The 18,893-nt window shown below is 42.2% G+C and carries 17 protein-coding genes; 11 read left to right on the forward strand and 6 right to left on the reverse strand.

The window, feature by feature from the left end:
* Positions 1-375 precede the first annotated feature (375 nt).
* Positions 376-1,005, forward strand: coding sequence for a superoxide dismutase (locus I3252_RS09735; protein ID WP_238035046.1), 630 nt, complete (start codon positions 376-378; stop codon positions 1,003-1,005).
* Between the two features lie 86 nt (positions 1,006-1,091).
* On the opposite strand, the gene I3252_RS09740 is transcribed toward I3252_RS09735, so the two are convergent.
* The 3 genes from I3252_RS09740 to I3252_RS09750 form a co-directional block, all read right to left on the reverse strand.
* Positions 1,092-1,958: a hypothetical protein gene (locus I3252_RS09740; RefSeq protein ID WP_238035047.1), complete on the reverse strand. Its 867-nt coding sequence runs from the start codon at positions 1,956-1,958 to the stop codon at positions 1,092-1,094.
* A 210-nt stretch (positions 1,959-2,168) separates the two neighbouring features.
* Positions 2,169-2,987: a DUF72 domain-containing protein gene (locus I3252_RS09745; protein WP_238035048.1), complete on the reverse strand. Its 819-nt coding sequence runs from the start codon at positions 2,985-2,987 to the stop codon at positions 2,169-2,171.
* Positions 2,988-3,028: 41 nt separating this feature from the next.
* Complete coding sequence (locus I3252_RS09750) at positions 3,029-4,147, reverse strand: polyprenyl synthetase family protein (protein ID WP_238035049.1); 1,119 nt, start codon at positions 4,145-4,147, stop codon at positions 3,029-3,031.
* A 772-nt stretch (positions 4,148-4,919) separates the two neighbouring features.
* On the opposite strand from I3252_RS09750, the gene fadB reads away from it, so the two are divergent.
* The 6 genes from fadB to I3252_RS09780 all read left to right on the forward strand — a co-directional run bounded on the left by fadB (position 4,920) and on the right by I3252_RS09780 (position 12,667).
* Positions 4,920-7,079 (forward strand): fatty acid oxidation complex subunit alpha FadB, encoded by a 2,160-nt coding sequence (fadB, locus tag I3252_RS09755; RefSeq protein WP_238035050.1) that lies wholly within the window; start codon positions 4,920-4,922, stop codon positions 7,077-7,079.
* Positions 7,080-7,228: 149 nt separating this feature from the next.
* On the forward strand, positions 7,229-8,401 hold the full coding sequence (gene fadA, locus I3252_RS09760; RefSeq protein WP_238035051.1) for an acetyl-CoA C-acyltransferase FadA: 1,173 nt from the start codon (positions 7,229-7,231) through the stop codon (positions 8,399-8,401).
* 235 nt (positions 8,402-8,636) lie between these two features.
* Positions 8,637-10,358 (forward strand): rhomboid family intramembrane serine protease, encoded by a 1,722-nt coding sequence (locus tag I3252_RS09765; protein WP_238035052.1) that lies wholly within the window; start codon positions 8,637-8,639, stop codon positions 10,356-10,358.
* 202 nt (positions 10,359-10,560) lie between these two features.
* On the forward strand, positions 10,561-11,136 hold the full coding sequence (locus tag I3252_RS09770; protein WP_045447933.1) for an isochorismatase family protein: 576 nt from the start codon (positions 10,561-10,563) through the stop codon (positions 11,134-11,136).
* Positions 11,137-11,316: 180 nt separating this feature from the next.
* Positions 11,317-11,946 (forward strand): HD domain-containing protein, encoded by a 630-nt coding sequence (locus tag I3252_RS09775; RefSeq protein ID WP_238035053.1) that lies wholly within the window; start codon positions 11,317-11,319, stop codon positions 11,944-11,946.
* A 115-nt stretch (positions 11,947-12,061) separates the two neighbouring features.
* A complete protein-coding gene (locus I3252_RS09780; protein WP_238035054.1) occupies positions 12,062-12,667 on the forward strand; it encodes a DUF1287 domain-containing protein in 606 nt (201 codons plus the stop codon).
* A 132-nt stretch (positions 12,668-12,799) separates the two neighbouring features.
* On the opposite strand, the gene asd is transcribed toward I3252_RS09780, so the two are convergent.
* The gene (gene asd / locus I3252_RS09785) at positions 12,800-13,636 is read right to left on the reverse strand and encodes an archaetidylserine decarboxylase (protein ID WP_238035055.1); all 837 of its coding nucleotides are present in this window, start codon (positions 13,634-13,636) and stop codon (positions 12,800-12,802) included.
* A 112-nt stretch (positions 13,637-13,748) separates the two neighbouring features.
* On the opposite strand from asd, the gene dtd reads away from it, so the two are divergent.
* The 3 genes from dtd (at position 13,749) to phoR (ending at position 16,249) form a co-directional block, all read left to right on the forward strand.
* Positions 13,749-14,204, forward strand: a complete 456-nt coding sequence (gene dtd / locus I3252_RS09790; protein ID WP_201554859.1) for a D-aminoacyl-tRNA deacylase — start codon at positions 13,749-13,751, stop codon at positions 14,202-14,204.
* A gap of 156 nt (positions 14,205-14,360) precedes the next feature.
* The gene (gene phoB / locus I3252_RS09795; protein WP_201560814.1) at positions 14,361-15,065 is read left to right on the forward strand and encodes a phosphate regulon transcriptional regulator PhoB; all 705 of its coding nucleotides are present in this window, start codon (positions 14,361-14,363) and stop codon (positions 15,063-15,065) included.
* An 80-nt stretch (positions 15,066-15,145) separates the two neighbouring features.
* Positions 15,146-16,249, forward strand: coding sequence for a phosphate regulon sensor histidine kinase PhoR (phoR, locus tag I3252_RS09800; RefSeq protein WP_201502572.1), 1,104 nt, complete (start codon positions 15,146-15,148; stop codon positions 16,247-16,249).
* Here the strand turns inward: phoR and I3252_RS09805 are convergent.
* Positions 16,246-16,848: a M23 family metallopeptidase gene (locus I3252_RS09805; RefSeq protein WP_201502571.1), complete on the reverse strand. Its 603-nt coding sequence runs from the start codon at positions 16,846-16,848 to the stop codon at positions 16,246-16,248. The genes phoR and I3252_RS09805 overlap by 4 nt on opposite strands.
* A gap of 208 nt (positions 16,849-17,056) precedes the next feature.
* On the opposite strand from I3252_RS09805, the gene I3252_RS09810 reads away from it, so the two are divergent.
* Positions 17,057-17,746: a 3'-5' exonuclease gene (locus I3252_RS09810; RefSeq protein ID WP_238035056.1), complete on the forward strand. Its 690-nt coding sequence runs from the start codon at positions 17,057-17,059 to the stop codon at positions 17,744-17,746.
* Positions 17,747-17,782: 36 nt separating this feature from the next.
* Here the strand turns inward: I3252_RS09810 and I3252_RS09815 are convergent, their stop codons facing one another.
* Entirely contained in the window at positions 17,783-18,673 is an 891-nt protein-coding gene (locus I3252_RS09815) for an alpha/beta fold hydrolase (protein ID WP_238035057.1), read from the reverse strand.
* Positions 18,674-18,893 lie beyond the last annotated feature (220 nt).

Below are 18,893 nucleotides of genomic sequence, written 5' to 3' on the forward strand. Positions count from 1 at the left end.
GGCTATACTAACAGTGTTATCCATAACATTTGGTAACTGATATTTGTCGCCACTGTTGCTATAATAGCCGCCAAGCTAACGTGAATGATATCTTATGGCTTGTGAATATTAAGTTAATAAATGCTTATGAAGTCAAGCACTTGGCTTTTGAGCAAACTGTAACAAAAGTAAGTTAATTTTGGATTCATAATAATACGTGATACTGTGTTAAACAATAAACGGTATTAAGCAATAATATTCATTTCAAACAATAAACTCAGCCAATTTAGTCCGCCATTTTATAGTGTTTTTTATCATGTAAAAATAGCGTAAAATTCAGTTTCTATAATGAGTTTTTATAAAATGACGGCTAAAAACAGCAAGGATAAAATAACTATGTCAAACATTACTTTACCAGAGCTACCATACGCAAAAGATGCACTAGAGCCACATATCAGTGCCGAGACGCTAGAGTATCATCATGACAAGCATCATAATGCCTACGTGACTAAGCTCAACGAATTGCTACCAGGTTCTGGTCTGGAAGACAAAACATTGCCAGAAATCATCGTAGCGACTGCTAAAGATGACAGTAAGCAAGGTATGTTTAACCAAGCAGCCCAAGTATGGAACCACACGTTCTACTGGAACTGCATGACGCCAACTAACGGCGGCGGCGAACCTACTGGTGATTTGAAAGGCAAAATCGAAGAAGATTTCGGTAGCTATGACAAGTTCCGTGAAGAGTTCAAAAACGCAGCATTGACTCAGTTTGGTTCAGGTTGGGCATGGCTAGTGGCTGATAAAGTCGGTGGCAAACTATCAATCGCTAAAACAGCTAACGCTGATACGCCATTGGCACACGACCAAGTAGCGGTATTGACCTGTGACGTTTGGGAACATGCTTACTACATCGATTATCGTAACCGTCGTCCTGATTATGTCGACACGTTCCTAGACAAGCTAGTGAACTGGGACTACGCAAACGCAAAATATAAAGGTCAAGATGCTGGTGTTGAAGAGTAATCTTTAAGACTTAAGGTTTTGATTTACTTTATAAGTAGAAAAAAGGACGCTGAGAGGCGTCCTTTTTTTGGTCTAGGTTTTTTATCTTAATAAGGAGGGTTATTTACATCAAAAATAGCAGGGTCAAGAGTAGGAGTAGGATTTACTGTATTTTCAATTAGAGAAGTCAAACTTGTTGCTTTAGTAACTAGATTTTTTAATATATCTATTGATAATTCAATCTTAGCCCCTTCTTTATCAAAACCTGCTCGATGTACACAATGATGTCTTATTTCGACTGCTTGAAACAACCATCCAATATCTCCAAATTCGCAATCTAACACGTCTTTATACATGGGTTTTATTTTACTAATATTATGAAATATTAAGCTTTTTAAATATGTTGCAACAGTTATTTTTAATTTTTCTTGCTTCTCATAAATTTCTCTCAAAGTAAATTTCATGTTTGAAAATGTAGGGTCGGTCTCAACAAGCTTTCTAGTCAACTCTTCAGAGTTAGTTATTTTCTGTATAAAAGTCGAAGAAAGATATGCCTCTATTGCGGCAACTACATGACCGTATAGCATAACTAATAAACTGAAATGAGCTTCTTCATCTACGTCTACCGCTAATAGCTTTTCAACACTCATTATTTGCTTTTGAAAAATATCAAGTTGAGTTTCACTTTCAATTATCCACTCAAGTTCTTCATTATCATAATCTGACTCAGGAAAATAAGGCATTCCATAACTTATATTAGTATTTTCATTGGTTAGATAACAATCTGCTGCATAGAAAGTATTTACTACACATATTTCATGTTCTTTGTCACATACTTCACAACAAATTTCTTCGTAATGTTCACTGCCACTATCTTTATTTTTTTCAGCTGCAAAGTTAGGCATTGGAACGTAAACTGTTTCTTCTATCTGTTCGCCGCATTCACATGAGAATGATATATCCATTAGCATCATTTAATAAGTACTCCTCTAAAAATAACAGTTTTGTTTATATGTTTATGCACTTCTTATTAATTATATATATTCTTAATCTAATCCACTTATATATATGTACTATAGTTGAGTAATCAAGATGGGAATGTCATATTATTAAAGAATTTGAAATAAAATGTATTTAGTTCGTACTAAATATTTAAGAGTAGAGTATGGTTCGCTAACTATACTCTAAAACACTTCAAACCCAAACTTACCCAATGCCTCTCTAAGCATCGCAATATTATAATACGCATGCGCATTAACGGTGTTTTGGAAGAATATATAAAGCGTATCAAAATGCTGACGCTGATTGGCAATCGCTTGTGCCCAATCATTCATTTCAGCCTCGCTATAGCGATAATCATGACGGTCAGCAGCGCTCATCGCATCCCACCAGTTCAAATTATTACCATGCATCCGTAGATAGCCAGTTCGCTCAGTAAATATCAATCGTGACGGTGGTAGGCCATTCACCTTAGGATAATCGACGCTGCACCAAATCAAACCTTGTTTGATAAAGCTATCGACCACTTGCGGGGTATGCCAACCGTTATGACGAAACTCAACCGCTAATGGATAATCTTGAAACCAGCTGACGAGATTGGCAAGATATAGACGATGCTCACGAGTACGGTCAAAGCCATGGGGAAATTGTAATAGTAAAGGCGCTAGAGCATTGGCTTCGATAAGCGGGGATAGGGCATTTAAAAACGCTTGCGCATGTTCGGCAGTGCCCTTACGCGCATGAGTAAAGTCTTGATGCAGCTTGACGGCGAACTTCAACTCACTGTCTGCTTGCACATAGGCTTTATCGACCATCCCAGCAAAGGCTTTTTGCCCGATAGGCGCGTAGAAAGTGCTATTAATCTCGACCGCGCCATATTGTTTGGCGTATTCGCGTAAGAAGTCCGTTTTCTTTGTGCCCGTTGGATACAGCGTACCGAGTAGATCGGTATCGCTATAGCCACCAGTGCCAAGATAAATACGCGGGGTAGGGTTACTGTCCATGTTGACCACTCCTTACCGTTCTTTGATAATTAAATTTGTGACTATTTTTTACGTGCCCATAGCCATTCTATTAATGCCAGTAAAGCATCGTTGTTTGCGTCATTGCCAAGCTCGCTACCGCTTGATTCATGACGACTCAGTTCACGAATGATGGCTGCACGTCCATCATTAAATAGCGATTGCGCATAGCTGGTCGCGTCTTCGACACCCATCAATTTCACATAGGTAGATTTGTCTAATTTTTCATCGCTGCCAGCAGGTTTGCCAAGGGTATCGGTGCTAGTCGTCACATCTAAGATATCGTCTTGTACTTGAAAGGCGAGACCAATATGCTGGGCGCACTCTTGTAATGCCATACGCTGCGGAGCGGTCGCACCAGCACAGATGCCGCCCATAAGCATAGCGGCTTCAATCAATGCGCCTGTTTTATCACGGTGGATAGCTTCTAGATCGCTTTGTGAAATATTAGCACTAGCCTCAGCGTTCAAGTCAAGCATTTGACCAGAAACCATACGCCGTGCACGTGGTGCAAATATTGCGATAAGCTGGCTTGAAATGGCTGAATCAAAGGGTGCAAAAGTGGGCAGCTCTGCGGTCAATACTTCAAAGGCGAGCGTCTGTAGCACGTCGCCAGCGAGTAGGGCGGTCGATTCTTCAAAGACGATATGAGCCGTTGGCTGACCACGGCGCAAGTCATCATCGTCCATACAGGGCAAGTCATCATGTACCAACGAATAGGTATGCAGCAGCTCCACCGCCAATGCCGCACGGCGCGCCATATCATAATCGGAGTCGTTTTCTAACAGAGCTTCCAAACCATCAGCGTTAGCCATGCTGTTTTTATTGTCAGTGCTTTTATCTGTATTTTCATTGTCATTAGCATTGCTATGATGGACACTATCAAAGGCGCTGGCGACCAATAGTGGACGCACCAATTTACCTTGACCGGTCATCACATAACGACAGGCATCAAGCAGCGGGCTTGGCAGCTCAGCATAAGCAAACAGCACGTCGATATCTTGTGCAAGTTGCGCGCGCACGGCGCTATGAAATTGCTCGGTGTTGTTATTAAAGCTAGTAAAAGATACAAGTCTTGAAGGCATAAGGCTTTCAGGTATAAGGCTTTCAGGTATAAAGCTTGGCGTAGAAGAAACAGTCATAACCCAACCATTTATCAGGTGAATAATAAAAATATCGCTAGTGTAGCATGATAGATTATATAGCTTATGGGCTGAGCATCATCAATGCCATATTTTTGCAGCTTACTGTTAAAAATTCGATTAAGCACACCGAAATAATGCAACAAGCCCTCGTTACGTATTGGTGATTTAACTTAGTCAGTGGATATGTTTTGATAAAGAATCAAGTTAAGCGTGTGACGGCGTGCGACGATAAGCATCTGTCATTATAATCTTTAAAAGACGAATTTTTAGTATACAATTTCAGTATACAAACCGTCACTTAAAGCACATTACTAGTCAGGTAAAGGGCTGCTGCTGATTTAAGAGTGACTTGTGAGTATGGTATTAGCTTGTGACAGTTAGGGGCATAATCCCCTACACTAATTGGCGTAAAAATGATCTGATGATTTAGGGCAGAAGGTTTGCGTGCTTATTTCAGCGGAAAATTTGCTCAACTCTCAGTCCATATTTTTAATGTTAGTATGTTCAATATCAGTACTGGTCACAATATATATAAATGAAGCGCCATATTCACTTGTGCTAACGCGGTAATATTAAGCATAAAAAATGAATATATAACCATGAGCGCTGGATAATAAAGACATCTTCACTGCTTACTCTATACTGACTTTATAACACAGTATATTGGCAGTGTTATTACTCGTTTTTCTAACAATAACTGGCTATGACCTTTAATTTTAAAACTTTTAATTTTAAAACGTAGCTTTCGTTATATAGCAAGGAGTTCCAAATGGTATACCAAGGAAATCGCATCACGGTGACAATGCTAGAGGATGGCATCGCCAATATGCAGTACAACGCCGAAAATGAGAGCGTGAATAAGTTTGATGCTGAAACCAATAAGCAATTTGGTGAAGCGGTTACTGCTTTAGAAAAAGCCGACGACGTCAAAGGTTTAATCGTGACCTCAGGCAAAGGCGTTTTTATCGCTGGTGCTGATATCACAGAATTCGTTGGCTCTTTTAAAAAGCCAGAAAGCGAGATTAAAGATTGGGTCGTAGGTATCAATGACGCCTTTAACCGCTTTGAAGATCTGCCGTTTCCGAAAGTAGCGGCCATCAATGGCGCGGCACTTGGCGGTGGTTGTGAGATGACCTTGGTTTGTGAATATCGCGTCATGAGCGACAAAGCCATCATCGGTCTACCAGAAACCCAACTGGGTATCTTCCCAGGTTTTGGTGGTACGGTTCGTACTACGCGTGTGATTGGTATCGATAATGCGCTTGAGCTGATTGCGACTGGTACACCAAAAAAACCACTTGATGCCCTAAAACTAGGCTTGGTTGATGCGACCGTTGCTGCTGATGACTTGCAAGATGCGGCCATTGATTTGGTCAAAAAATGTATCTCAGGTGAGCTTGATTGGAAAGCGAAGCGTGAAGAGAAGCTGAATCCAGTTAAATTAAATCAGCTTGAGCAAGCGATGGCATTTAACAGCGCTAAAGGTATGATCTTTGCTAAAGCCAATCCGAAGCAATATCCTGCGCCAGCACTTGCTATCGCTGCGATGGAAAAACACGTTAACTTACCACGTGATAAAGCGATTGAAGTAGAAGCCGCAGGTTTTGCAAAAGCGGCGAAAACCCCACAAGCAGAAAGCTTGGTTGGTTTGTTCTTAAGCGATCAGTTGGTTAAGAAGTTAGCCAAGCAGCATAGCAAAAAAGCACATGAAATCAATGAAGCGGCCGTACTTGGCGCTGGTATCATGGGCGGTGGTATCGCTTATCAGGCAGCCAGCAAAGGCTTGCCAATCATCATGAAAGACATCAAGTCTGAGCAATTAGACCTTGGTATGGGCGAAGCCAGCAAGTTACTGGGTAAAATGGTCGATCGCGGCAAAATGACCCCAGCAAAAATGGGTGAAACCTTAAGCCGTATCCGCCCTACTTTGAATTATGGCGATTTTGCTGAGACTGATATCGTTATCGAAGCGGTCGTAGAAAATCCAAACGTGAAGCGTGCGGTACTAAAAGAAGTGGAAGGCTTAGTAAAAGATGATTGTATCCTAGCGTCAAACACCTCGACCATCTCTATTACATTCTTGGCTGAAGCACTTGAGCGTCCAGAAAACTTCGTTGGTATGCATTTCTTTAACCCAGTACACCGTATGCCATTGGTTGAAGTTATCCGTGGTGAGAAATCATCTGAAGAAGCGATTGCAACCACCGTTGCACTAGCCTCTAAAATGGGTAAAGTACCTGTTGTGGTTAACGATTGCCCAGGTTTCTTAGTGAACCGCGTATTGTTCCCATACTTTGGTGCATTTGATTTGCTCCTTAAGCAAGGTGCTGACTTTGCTCATGTCGATAAAGTCATGGAAAAATTCGGCTGGCCAATGGGTCCTGCTTATCTAATCGACGTGGTTGGTTTAGATACGGGCGTACATGGCGCAGAAGTCATGGCAGAAGGTTTCCCTGACCGCATGAAGCCTGATTATAAAGGTGCGATTGAGCTTTTATATGAAAACAAACGCTTAGGTCAGAAAAACGGCGTTGGTTTCTACAAGTATGAAATGGACAAACGCGGCAAGCCAAAGAAAGTTGCTGATGAAGCCACCTATGAGCTATTAAAAACCACCACAGATAGCGACAAGCAAACGTTTGAAGATCAAGCGATTATTGACCGCACCATGCTGGCTTTCTGTAATGAGACTGTACGTTGCCTAGAAGACAACATCGTCAGCACGCCGTCAGAAGCGGATATGGCGATGATTATGGGCGTTGGTTTCCCGCCATTCCGCGGTGGACCTTGCCGTTATATCGACCAAATGGGTCTAGATAACTACTTGGCACTGTGTGAAAAATACGCATACCTTGGCAAAGCTTATGAAGCCCCGCAAAAAATTCGCGATATGGCAGCAGCAGGCGAGACCTTTTACGCCACCGCGTAATGGGCAGTCATTACTAGGATGAAGTGCAGTACACAAGCTCGATAAGATTACTGGTGATTTATTTATTATCAATGATCTTAATTTTCTAAATTAGATAAGCGAGCATTGTGGTACTGCCACTGACAATAAAAATTGAAAAGGAAGATAGTATGACAATTTTAAGTCCAAAAGACGTGGTCATCGTAGATGGCGTACGCTCAGCGATGGGTAAAACCAAAAACGGTATGTTCCGTCATGTCCGCGCTGATAGCATGTCTGCTGAATTGGTTCGTGCATTGGTTGAGCGTAATGACTTTGACCCATGTGACGTCGAAGACATCATTTGGGGCTGTGTCAATCAGACCCTAGAGCAAGGCTTGAACATCGGTCGTAACATCGGTCTGCTGGCGGGTATTCCAAAGACTGCTGGCGGTCAAACCGTTAACCGTCTATGTGGCTCTTCTATGCAGGCGCTACATACTGCTGCTGCCCAAATCATGACCGGTCAAGGTGATGTATTCATCATCGGTGGTGTTGAGCATATGGGTCACGTCGGCATGATGCATGGCGTTGATCTTAACCCTGAAGCGTCAAAGCATTATGCTAAAGCCTCAAACATGATGGGCTTGACCGCTGAAATGCTTGGTCGCATGAATAATATCACCCGTGAAGAGCAAGATGCCTTTGGTCTTGAGTCGCATCGCCGTGCATGGGCTGCGACCACCGAAGGTCGTTTTGATAATGAAATCATCGGTATCGAAGGTCATGACGAAGCGGGTCGCCTGCAACTATGTACTGTCGATGAAGTGATTCGTCCTGATGCGACGATGGAGCAAATGCAAAAGCTACGTCCAGCCTTTGATCCAGTAGGTGGCACAGTGACTGCTGCTACCTCATCTGCACTATCTGATGGTGCCTCAGCAATGCTAATCATGAGCGTGCAAAAAGCCAAAGAATTAGGTCTTAAGCCACGTGCTCGTATTCGTAGCATGGCTGTTGCTGGTTGTGATGCGGCTATCATGGGCTACGGTCCAGTACCTGCAACGCAAAAAGCCCTTAAGCGTGCTGGCATGAGCATCGATGATATGCAAACAATCGAGCTAAACGAAGCATTTGCAGCCCAGGGCTTATCAGTACTAAAAGCCTTAAACTTGACGGACAAGCAAGACATCGTCAACATTAATGGTGGCGCGATTGCATTAGGACATCCACTGGGTTGTTCTGGTGCTCGTATCACGGTAACATTGCTAAACGCCATGGAGCAGTCGGATACTGAAATTGGGCTTGCGACGATGTGTATCGGTCTTGGTCAAGGTATCGCGACGATTATTGAGCGTGTTTAATTTTTATCTAATCTCCAAATAGCAGTAAATATTAATAAAGCTGATATTTGTCGATTAAATTTGTACTAATGTCTTGTAAAATGAGCGTCTCTCACTTAATGTTGGAGGCGCTTTTTTGTGCCTACAGTAAAATAATATAAGTAATTATGCTAAACCCCAGCATACCATTATTGGTTGAGTAAAAAAGGCTATCAAAATTAGAATTTGGTTTACTATAAATGAATGGTGATAGTGCATGGATGATAATAACAAGCAAAGCCAGTATAGGTATAAGGATAAAAATAGAAGCAGAAACAAAAAAAGAGTAAGCAAAAGGGATGAACAGAAGCGAATACAAAGCCTAAGCGCTAAAGAATCGATCAAACTAAAACTAAAGCAAGTATTCTTGCCATATTTAAGTCTTAGTATCCTGACTATTCTACTTTTCGGTGCTTTACGTTGGTTGCTAGATATTTATCTAGATATTCTACCTTTAAAGGAAGGCTATTGGGATTTTGGTATTCCTTTTCTGTTATCTGTTTTAGTCGTTAGTATTTGGATGTGGCCGAGGTATGAGCTTCTGACTTTAAAGTGGGTTAAGCGTAGTAGTTCAGGCTACTTTTTTATAACGATGGTTTTAGCATTAGTGATACCGCTCGTTCTCAGCCAAAACTATTTGTCCAAGGCTGCCTACGAAGTTATTGAAGTAAATAGCTTGAATGATATTCGTCATTATCCAAAGCAAAAGTATTTCAGAGTAAATGATTTTGAGCCACTCAAATTAGAGAGCGTTTCTTATATAGAAACACAAGTAATCAGTGGACGAAATTTTGACTCAACATTGCATATTGATTATTACATTGCGACGCCATTTATAGCCGCTGAGAATATTTGGCTAGGTTCTAGCTACCACACGAAATACGATAATCGTGCAGACCAAAGTATTAAAGACAGTCAATATTCAGCGTTTATTAACGACTCGCGCCATAAGTACGCAGCCAAAGACCTCTCTAATATCAGCTACTTTAAGAAACTTAAATCATCAAATAGCAGAAATGCTTACTTACACACGATTTCTACGGCTAATAGGCAATCTAATTTGCCACCCTTGATATTGAAGCCAGAAACAGGATTACTTGCTGATAGCTTAGATCGTGATTTTGTTTGGGGATTTGGTTCGTTTTTTATTGGTATGGTGCTGTGCTTGTTGCTCGTTCTTGCAGCAGAGTTTGATAGTCAAGAAAAGAAAGGTACGCAAAAACATATACAAAAGCGAAAACATATACAAAAACAAAAGCCTGTAAAAAAACGAGCACCAGTAAGTGATGTATCAAAGAGCCTAGTAGTTTGGTTTAGAAGTAATAAAGAGCGACCTGCGACGTTGGTGTTAATACTGACCTGTATAGGTACATTTATACTGACCGTATTCATGGGTATGGATATCATTGACCCTTTATCTAGACAGGTAAATATTGTGGGTGGGTTGACGATGGACGCGATGCAAGCTGGTAAGTATTGGCGAGTAGTGACATCGCTTTTTGTACACGCAGGGATTATGCATTTAGTAATGAGTCTGGGGATGCTTTTTGCGACAGGTTATATTTTGGAAAAAGTATTGGGTCCTATACGTTTTACGATGGCCTTTTTTATATGTGGTATTTTCTCTAATGTTTTAGGGGTGCTATATTTTGATATGGACATGGCAGGTGTTTGGGGTGCTACATTTGGCTTGTTTGGTATCGCGATACCGTTGGTGGCCTTTAAGATTTTTAATAAAAAATATCGAGAGCTATTCGGCGGTACTATCGCTGCGATATTAATCATTACTTTAACCAGCATGTTCTTTGCATTTATAAACACGCTCATTTATATGGTGTATTATCTTTTAACCTTGTGTTTTGGTATTGTTTTCGGTGTGGTCATAGTCATGACTCAAAAACAGTCTTTATTACGTAATGCTAGGCGTCATAATATATAGTTATTGGCTATTCTTCATTAAGAAACTATATCAAGCAGTATGAATCAAACGTGATGAATTGTTATTAATCATTATTAGAGACTATCTCCATTGACGCCCTCAGTAAACTATGACTAAATAAGAGTAAGGCTAATAAAGACAATATCAATGATAAAATTAACATAGCCTTTAACAATAAAGTCAGCCGTACAAGGAGTGTGCCATGTCTACTATGATTACCGATCGTACCTATCGAATCGCTCGCGAAAATACCCAAGCGATGATAATCGATGTTCAAGAACGCTTAACACCGCATATTTATGACCATGAAAACATCGTCAAAAAAACAGTGACGCTTATTAAAGGTCTACAAGCACTGAATATCCCTATCATGCTCAATGAACAGTATAAAAAAGGGCTTGGCGATACGCTACCTGAAATACGCGAGGTATTAGAAGGCGATAACGCCAAAAGCTTTGAAAAGGTCACTTTTAGCGCTTGTGATAATGATGATTCATGGCATTATTTAGCGCAGCAAAATCGAAGTATTGTTTTGCTATTTGGCGTAGAGACACATGTCTGTGTACTACAAACAGCGCTTGATTTGCTAGATAATGGTATGCAGCCCGTCATCATTGGTGATGCGGTCGGCTCACGCTTCCCATATGATAAAAAGCAAGCAATTCGCCGTATTCGCCGTGCTGGTGGCGTGATTACCACGGTTGAAACCATTCTGTTTGAGTTATGCCGAAGCAGTCAAGACCCTGCTTTTAAAACCATCAGCAACTTGATTAAATAGTTCTTTTATTCAAGATAGAATCGATAGCGCTTACTCACATAAGCGCTATTTTTTATAGTAGTGCTAATTCGCTATAGGTTGGCATGCTCTTTTATAGCGCTCATAAAATGTATAATACTTGCTTATGCGTAAAGGTAAAATGAAGCGCTATATATTTGTAGAAAAATTAAGAGAAAATTTATGCCATCAACTAAATCCCTTTTATTAACCAATCCAACGCTTGCCTCAAACATTGATATAGATCATGTCACTCATTTCTTATTAGAGCTTGATGCGCTTAAACGTATCAATCGTCGTAGCTATGTGACGCATACCACACGCAAAGAAAACTCTGCCGAACATTCATGGCATTTAGCGATGGCGTGCTGGTCTATCGCTGAACAGTTTGAGCTAGATGTCAATCATGAAAAACTACTCAAGTTGGCATTGGTACATGACTTGGGTGAGATTGACGCAGGCGATACGTTTTTATTCGCAAACAGTCGTAGCGAGGCGCACATTGAAGAACGTGCGGGCATTGCTCGATTGCAAGCTGAGCGTGGCAATGGCATCATGGATTTAAATGAGATTTGGGAAGAGCAGGAGACGGGTAGCAGCAATGAAAGTCAGCTGCTCAGAGTGGTTGATCGCTTATTGCCTTTTTTATTGAATGTAAATACCAATGGAAAAACCTGGATTGATGCTAACGTCACGTGCTCGCAAGTGACTGCGGCACTTGCTTTTATCAAAGACAGCTTTCCTCCCATTCATGATTGGCTATCAAAAAATATCGACTATGCGACCCAGCAAGGATGGTTGGTTGATGCTTAAATAGAGCCATCATTTTGCCGTTTACATGTTTGCAAATATTTGTATTCTTTAAATATTAAAGTATTTAGAATTAGCTAAATGAGCGATTAAGTACATTATATAGAGAGATTGTTAAATGAGGATTACTGGCACTTATAAGGTTTTTGCTAAATCGCTCGTCTTTGTTAGCCTATTAACTTTGGCGCAACTAACTCAGGCTGCCGCACCTATTAGTAATGGTGATAAACTGGCGCACGATGCCAAAAAACAAATAGGCATTACCACCAGCTATGATCCTGCTTACCGCAAGTTGGATTTTCCGCGTGGCGATGTACCGATAGAAACTGGCGTCTGTACCGATGTTATCGTCCGTGCTTATCGCTTGCAAAATATAGATCTACAGCAATTAGTCAACCATGATATGAAGTCAAATTGGTCGGCTTATCCAAAGACTTGGGGGCTCAAATCAACCGATAAGAATATCGATCATCGCCGAGTGCCCAATCTTGAAGTGTTTTTTGCGCGTCACGCAAAGACATTATCGACGACTGATAAAGCCAGTTTTCAAGCAGGGGATGTGGTGACGTGGCGATTACCGAATGGCAATTTGCCGCATACAGGTATCGTCTCCGATAAAGTCGCTGCGGATGGTACACCGCTGATTATTCACAATATCGGACGCGGTACGCAAGAAGAAAACATCTTATTTACTTATCCTATTCTCAAACACTTTCGTTATTAACTACTTTTTTTATTAACTACTTTCATTATTAAGCTAGTATGTTGCGATAAGATAATTACCCACAATAAAAAGCTCAGTTCAACATAGATTAGGATGCTGAACTGAGCTTTTTTGAGTCGTTAAATCGCTTGCCTATGGAGTGTTAGCGACACCCAATAGCTGTCCCATTTTCACCACACTATCGGCTTTCATACTGTCTTGCCAATCTGCTTTTGCGCCTTTTGGTAGAATGACAATTGCGGTTGAGCCTAAATAAAAACGACCCAGCTCATCGCCTTTTTCAAAGCTCATATTGTGCTCAGCTTCTTGAATATCATCAGTGCGGGAAATTTTACCAGTTGCCACCGTTTCGATACCAGCGACAATCATCGCCCCAACCATCACCACCGCTGCTTTACCATATACTGTATCAAACAGACAAACCAAGCGTTCATTACGCGCAAATAAGTCTGGCACGTTCGCCGCCGTAGTATTGTTGACCGAAAACAGCGTACCCGGTACATAACGGGTTTTGGTCAGAGTGCCGGCGAAGGGCATATGTACACGGTGATAGTTACTGGGCGCAAGATAAACCGTTGCAAAACTGCCATCCGCAAAATAGCGCCCATCTTCACTGTCAGCAAGAAGTTGACCAACGTCATAATAGCGACCTTTTGCTTGGAGCAATTTATGGTCGTCAATTTGACCCAACTGCGAGATAATACCATCGGCAGGACTGACGATACCATGAGGCGTCATGTCGATAGGGCGCGCGTCTTCTTTTAGCTCACGGGTAAAAAAGTCATTAAAGCTCTCATAGGCGTTGAGACTTTGGCGCTCATACTCGTCTAAGCTGACGTTGTAGGCTTTAGCAAAGCTACGGATAAACGTGCGTTTAACATAAGGATGGCGGCTAGCGGCTAGACGCCCAGCAACTTTACTCAGTTGCTGCTGCGGGACAAGCTGTTGTAAAGTAGTGAATACATTCATAATGAGGCTACCAAAATAGGGTGTGATGTAATAATTAATAAGCAAGAGAATGGCCGTATTTTATCATGGACGGCGTATTATTGTATGGGCATAATTGGTAAGGAATCCGTAAATGAAAGCACTTATACAGCGCGTACGCCATGCTAGTGTTACCGTCGATGCGCAGTGTGTTGGTACGATTGAGCAAGGCATATTGGCTTATATTGGTTTAGGGCCTGATGACGACCTAACAAGCGCACAGCGAATGGTGGATAAAATCCTCACCTATCGTATTTTTGACAATGATGATGATCCTGCCAAGTACGGCAAACTGGATAAAAATGTCCAGCAAGTTGGTGGCGGACTGTTATTGGTATCACAGTTTACGCTAATGGCAAAAACAGACAAGGGTCGTCGCCCTGACTTTGGTGGTGCGATGGCACCTGATGCGGCGCAAGCGTTGTTTGCGCAATTGGTCGCCTATGCCAACACGCAACATCCAAACGTGGCAACGGGTCAGTTTGGCGCTAATATGCAAGTGTCGAGCGTCAATGACGGGCCATTGAATTTCTTGTTAGAAGTGAATTGAGTAAACTAAGCATTAGCCGTCACGAGATCTATGAAGCGCTTAAAAGTTGAATGTCATTAAACTGTCATAATTACCCCGTTTAATAGGGAGCAGCAGGCGAGCATTTATCGCCTTTTTTGTCAGCTAAATGTTGTCCTCTAACACTGAGAATGCCGTATGTATAATGAGCAAATTTTGATTGTTGAAGATGAACCTGCGATTCGTGAAATGATCGTCATGACGCTAGAGATGGCGGGATTTGATAGTCTGCAGGCAGCGGATGTATCTGAGGCGCACCAACAAGTGGTCGATCACCGCCCTGCGCTGATTTTGCTAGATTGGATGCTACCCGGTGATAAAAGTGGCATTGATTTTTGCCGATTGCTCAAAAACGATGAGCTACTCGCTGAGATACCAGTCATTATGTTGACAGCTAAAAGTGAAGAGGACAGCAAGGTGCATGGCCTTGATGCTGGTGCTGATGATTATATGACCAAGCCTTTTTCGACACGTGAGTTGATATCCAGAATCAAAGCAGTATTGCGGCGTAGTAACGCGCTCAATAGTGATAAACCTATCGAAATCGGCAATTTGAGCCTTGATCCCAAAAGTCAGCGAGTGACAGCGGCTGGTAAAGTGGTTGATGTCGGGCCTACGGAATATCGATTATTGGCATTTTTTATGAGTCATCCAGAGCGTGCCTATACGCGGACGCAGCTGCTAGACCAAGTATGGGGCGGTAATGTATATATCGAAGATAGAACCATTGATGTGCATATCAAACGTTTGCGGACATTATTACGACCGCATCAATGTGATACGTTGATACAGACGGTGCGTGGGACAGGCTATCGATTTTCTAGCTTTATTGAACCAATTTAACGGACGGTTTTTATTCGCTATAAAAGCAGCATGTTAATCGCAGCACAGTGAAAAACGGCGAATAGTGATAAGGATGATGGATGAACACCCTAATATCGGCTCAAGGCGACCAACAAAATAAATCACTGCTAGCAACTCAGCAAAATACAACGGATCAACTCAAAAAAATTAGAAGCGCACTACGCGCATTGCGTGATGCGGTGGTTTTGCTCAATGACGATGATGGGCTCGAATGGTGGAATCAGGCCGCCGAAGATTTAATGTTGTTACAATTATCAGATAAAGGTAAGTGCATTTTTGACTTTATCAGTGCGCCTGAATTTCGTCAGTATTATCAGGCGACGACCAACCCTAACGATGGTGCTCAGGATGGTGTGCACATTGTCTCGTGGCGCGCGCCCAAGCGTTATCTAAAGTGTGAGCTCACACCTTTTGGCGACGAGAAGTTGCTCATTATTTATGATGTGACGCGCTTGCATCATTTGGAGGAGATGCGCCGCGATTTTGTGGCGAATGTCTCGCATGAGTTACGCACACCGTTGACCGTCATGATGGGCTATCTAGAAAATTTTTCGGATCAGCCAGATATGCCGCCGCATTGGAAGCGCGGGTTTGAGCTGATGAGCCAACAGACTGCGCGTATGAATAGAATTGTGAATGACTTATTGCTGTTATCTCGCATCGAAATCGAAGAAACCCATGAGCTCAGCTATATTGATATGACCAAGCTGCTGACCCATGTTTATGATGATGCGCAAGCGTACAATCAAGAATATGGGCATACCATTCACTTGCAGATAGACACTTATGACGGACTGTATGGCTCAGAGATGTATCTAAATAGCGCGCTTTCTAATCTGGTGATTAATGCCATCAAATACACGCCCAAGGGCGGTAATATCGCCATTAGCTGGACAAAAACGTCAGAAGGTTGCCGATTTGCCGTCGAAGACAACGGTATTGGTATTGCACCTGAGCATATCGCACGGTTGACGGAGCGTTTTTATCGTATTGATAAAGGTCGTAGTCGGGCGACTGGCGGCACAGGGCTAGGTTTGGCAATCGTTAAACACGTTTTATATCAGCATGAGGCTAACTTACAAATTGAATCAGTAGAAGGGGTAGGCTCGACGTTCAGTATGGTATTTCCAGCTGCCCACATTAGATCAGCTGCGGTACCCTAATCTTTTTGTAAAAGTGGATAGGGGTTCACTGCACTGCCGCTGATATAAATACCGTAATGTACATGTGGCGGCGTACCTTTTGCATTGCCACTGTCGCCGACGTAGCCGATGATATCGCCGGCATTAACCCAGTCGTTTGGACTAATATCTGCATAATCTTCTAAATGCGCATAATAATGCCCTGCGCCGCCTGGTCCAACCACCACCACCACACGACCGCCTAACGTATTTTCACCAACTTTGCTGACGATGCCTTGTGTCGTGGCTCGTATTGGTGTGCCTCGTGCGGCAAAGATATCGATACCTTCATGACTGCGACCTTGACTGCGTGCAGCGCCCCATGTATCTGTTAGATGTTGCTCTGGAAGTGGACTGGGTAAGCTGTTTTCCGTCGGTAGTTCCTGCTGTAATAAACTGAGCTGTTGCCATTTTGCCATCACAAATGACTGAGTTTGTTGGCTGATACTGGGTAAGAGCCTATCAAATACAAATAATAGCATCAACAATACAGCCGCTTTAATAAGCACACTGAGTACACGATTTAAAAAGGTTGGCTTTTTCTGTGGCTTTAATTGTGGATTACTGTCATCTGCTGGCATCTATCTCTCTTCAGTTTTTTAAATGGACTTCAATTGATATTATATAAGTGAAGTTATCTATTCTTTGTATGCCATTGTTATCTCTAGTTTTTATCCCCATAAACATAACGTTTCTTTTAAAGTTTACGTATTTTTAAAACGTTACATAAAATACCAATGTTACTATCTATTATTACTATCTATTATTGTTATCCATGGCTGAACTTTTATGACTGATACTGCGCTGATTATCGATACCGAAACCGACCAAGGTCGTGATCCGCGTCCGATTCAAGTGGCGACTATTAATGCGATGACGGGCTTTGAGTGGATGAAGTATTTTAATAGTGGTCGCTCGATATCGCCAGTTGTCATTAGAATTCATGGTATCACCGATGAGGATGTCGCTGGTCTTGAGCGCTTTGATTTAGAGGCGTTTGAGTTGCCACAGTATTTGATTGGTCATAATGTGCGCTTTGATTGGCGGGTTATTGGCAGTCCGTCTACTAAGTTGATATGTACGGTTCGGCTGGCGCGTGTGGCTTTTCCAGAGTGGAGTGCTTATGGTCAGTCCAAATGTATCGAGCAATTATTAGGCAAAGAGGAAGCAAGTAGGATGACGATTGCCGCTCATGATGCGCTAGGTGATGCGCGTATGTGTTATCTGCTTTATCAGGCGTGTTGTGAGCGCCTAGCCATAGCACCGACGGATTTTGCTGTTGTCCATGCTATCGCTAATAAAGCCAATCCAGTGAGCAAAATGCCCTTTAGCAAACATAAAGGCACGCTGATTAAAGACGTGCCCATCAGCTACGTAAAATGGATGCTGGGTAATATCCACAATATGCAGCCGTCGCTTTATTCTGCCTTAACCAAGCGTGTCAAAGTAGAACAGGCAGCAAAAAGTACGCAAGACTAAATAGAATTGCACTTGAATGGATTAACTAAACCGAACTTATTGCTGCTTAGCTAGCCAATCAACTGCCATTTGCCAAAGCTGCGGTGCTTTAGCACTGGTTCTGCTACTAAAATAGCGCATATGACCGATGCTGTTTAGACCACAGTCTTTGGGATCTAAAAACTGTTTTTCGACTGGCATTTTAGTAAAAACACGAATCATATCATCCATATTTTTGCTATTGGCAATGTCATCATCACTAAACCCCAGCCATAATGATGGCATAGTAATGTCATTGTAAAAGTGCGTTTGTATACTTTTGCCAAAGGCTGTTTTGATATAGCCTGCGCCATTACACCATTCGCGCCACTGCCGAGACACGCCCCGTGGTAGCGGTTCGCCCATACCAATTTTATCTGACGGCGTGTACCCTAACGCCAAGTTGGCGAGTGGAATAAAGGCATCCATAAAACCCATCGCCTTGAGTTTATAAGGCATGCTCATATTTTTAATACGACCTGATGAGCAGGCGACATTGAACACTGAAGCGAGCGCACTATAATTTGGCATCAAACCTATCAGCTGACCGCCTGCACTATGACCAATTAAATGATAAGTGGCGTCGGAAAACTCATCTTGCAACGCATCAAGGACGGCTGGCATATCATGGCGACCCCAGCTAATCAGCGATGCATCGCATTTAGCCAATGCAGACGACAGTGATTCACCGATGCCTTCATTGTCAAAGGTTAGTACACCAAAGCCATTTTCTGCTAAGTGAGTGGAAAAATTGTGATAAAACTGGCGCTTGATACCCGTTGCTGGCGCGATCATAACCGCTTTTTTTACCTTATTTTTAGGGAGATAGACAGTCGCTGCCAATGCCTGATTGTGCTCAGTCATGATACTCAGTGAATAAATATCCGTCTGATACTGTTTATTTTCCATGCTGTAACCTTCATATTGTTATGGTTCTATGCGGTGTGGAGTGGTTATTTATTTGCAATTATTTATCAATAATCTGCTCTTAAAATGTAGTCATTACGTAGTGATAAACCGCTTAAATTAGCTGATAACCACCTGATAGCATCGCTTATGTTAAGATAAATGCTGGCAAGCAAGGCGTTCAATTGTGACTTTCAAGTTCTATGCTATTTATCTGGGGTGG

It is taken from the genome of Psychrobacter sp. Ps4, assembly GCF_022129285.1.
Classification (GTDB): domain Bacteria; phylum Pseudomonadota; class Gammaproteobacteria; order Pseudomonadales; family Moraxellaceae; genus Psychrobacter; species Psychrobacter immobilis_A.

Excerpts from the sequence above, each read along its gene's own strand:
- asd (WP_238035055.1), bottom strand. The coding sequence starts at position 13,636 with ATGAATGTATTCACTACTTTACAACAGCTTGTCCCGCAGCAGCAACTG.
- I3252_RS09815 (WP_238035057.1), bottom strand. The coding sequence starts at position 18,673 with ATGGAAAATAAACAGTATCAGACGGATATTTATTCACTGAGTATCATG.
- I3252_RS09780 (WP_238035054.1), top strand. The coding sequence starts at position 12,062 with ATGAGGATTACTGGCACTTATAAGGTTTTTGCTAAATCGCTCGTCTTT.
- I3252_RS09745 (WP_238035048.1), bottom strand. The coding sequence starts at position 2,987 with ATGGACAGTAACCCTACCCCGCGTATTTATCTTGGCACTGGTGGCTAT.
- I3252_RS09770 (WP_045447933.1), top strand. The coding sequence starts at position 10,561 with ATGTCTACTATGATTACCGATCGTACCTATCGAATCGCTCGCGAAAAT.
- phoB (WP_201560814.1), top strand. The coding sequence starts at position 14,361 with ATGTATAATGAGCAAATTTTGATTGTTGAAGATGAACCTGCGATTCGT.
- I3252_RS09775 (WP_238035053.1), top strand. The coding sequence starts at position 11,317 with ATGCCATCAACTAAATCCCTTTTATTAACCAATCCAACGCTTGCCTCA.
- fadA (WP_238035051.1), top strand. The coding sequence starts at position 7,229 with ATGACAATTTTAAGTCCAAAAGACGTGGTCATCGTAGATGGCGTACGC.
- I3252_RS09805 (WP_201502571.1), bottom strand. The coding sequence starts at position 16,848 with ATGCCAGCAGATGACAGTAATCCACAATTAAAGCCACAGAAAAAGCCA.
- I3252_RS09740 (WP_238035047.1), bottom strand. The coding sequence starts at position 1,958 with ATGATGCTAATGGATATATCATTCTCATGTGAATGCGGCGAACAGATA.
- I3252_RS09765 (WP_238035052.1), top strand. The coding sequence starts at position 8,637 with ATGGATGATAATAACAAGCAAAGCCAGTATAGGTATAAGGATAAAAAT.
- I3252_RS09735 (WP_238035046.1), top strand. The coding sequence starts at position 376 with ATGTCAAACATTACTTTACCAGAGCTACCATACGCAAAAGATGCACTA.
- I3252_RS09810 (WP_238035056.1), top strand. The coding sequence starts at position 17,057 with ATGACTGATACTGCGCTGATTATCGATACCGAAACCGACCAAGGTCGT.
- I3252_RS09750 (WP_238035049.1), bottom strand. The coding sequence starts at position 4,147 with ATGACTGTTTCTTCTACGCCAAGCTTTATACCTGAAAGCCTTATACCT.
- fadB (WP_238035050.1), top strand. The coding sequence starts at position 4,920 with ATGGTATACCAAGGAAATCGCATCACGGTGACAATGCTAGAGGATGGC.
- dtd (WP_201554859.1), top strand. The coding sequence starts at position 13,749 with ATGAAAGCACTTATACAGCGCGTACGCCATGCTAGTGTTACCGTCGAT.
- phoR (WP_201502572.1), top strand. The coding sequence starts at position 15,146 with ATGAACACCCTAATATCGGCTCAAGGCGACCAACAAAATAAATCACTG.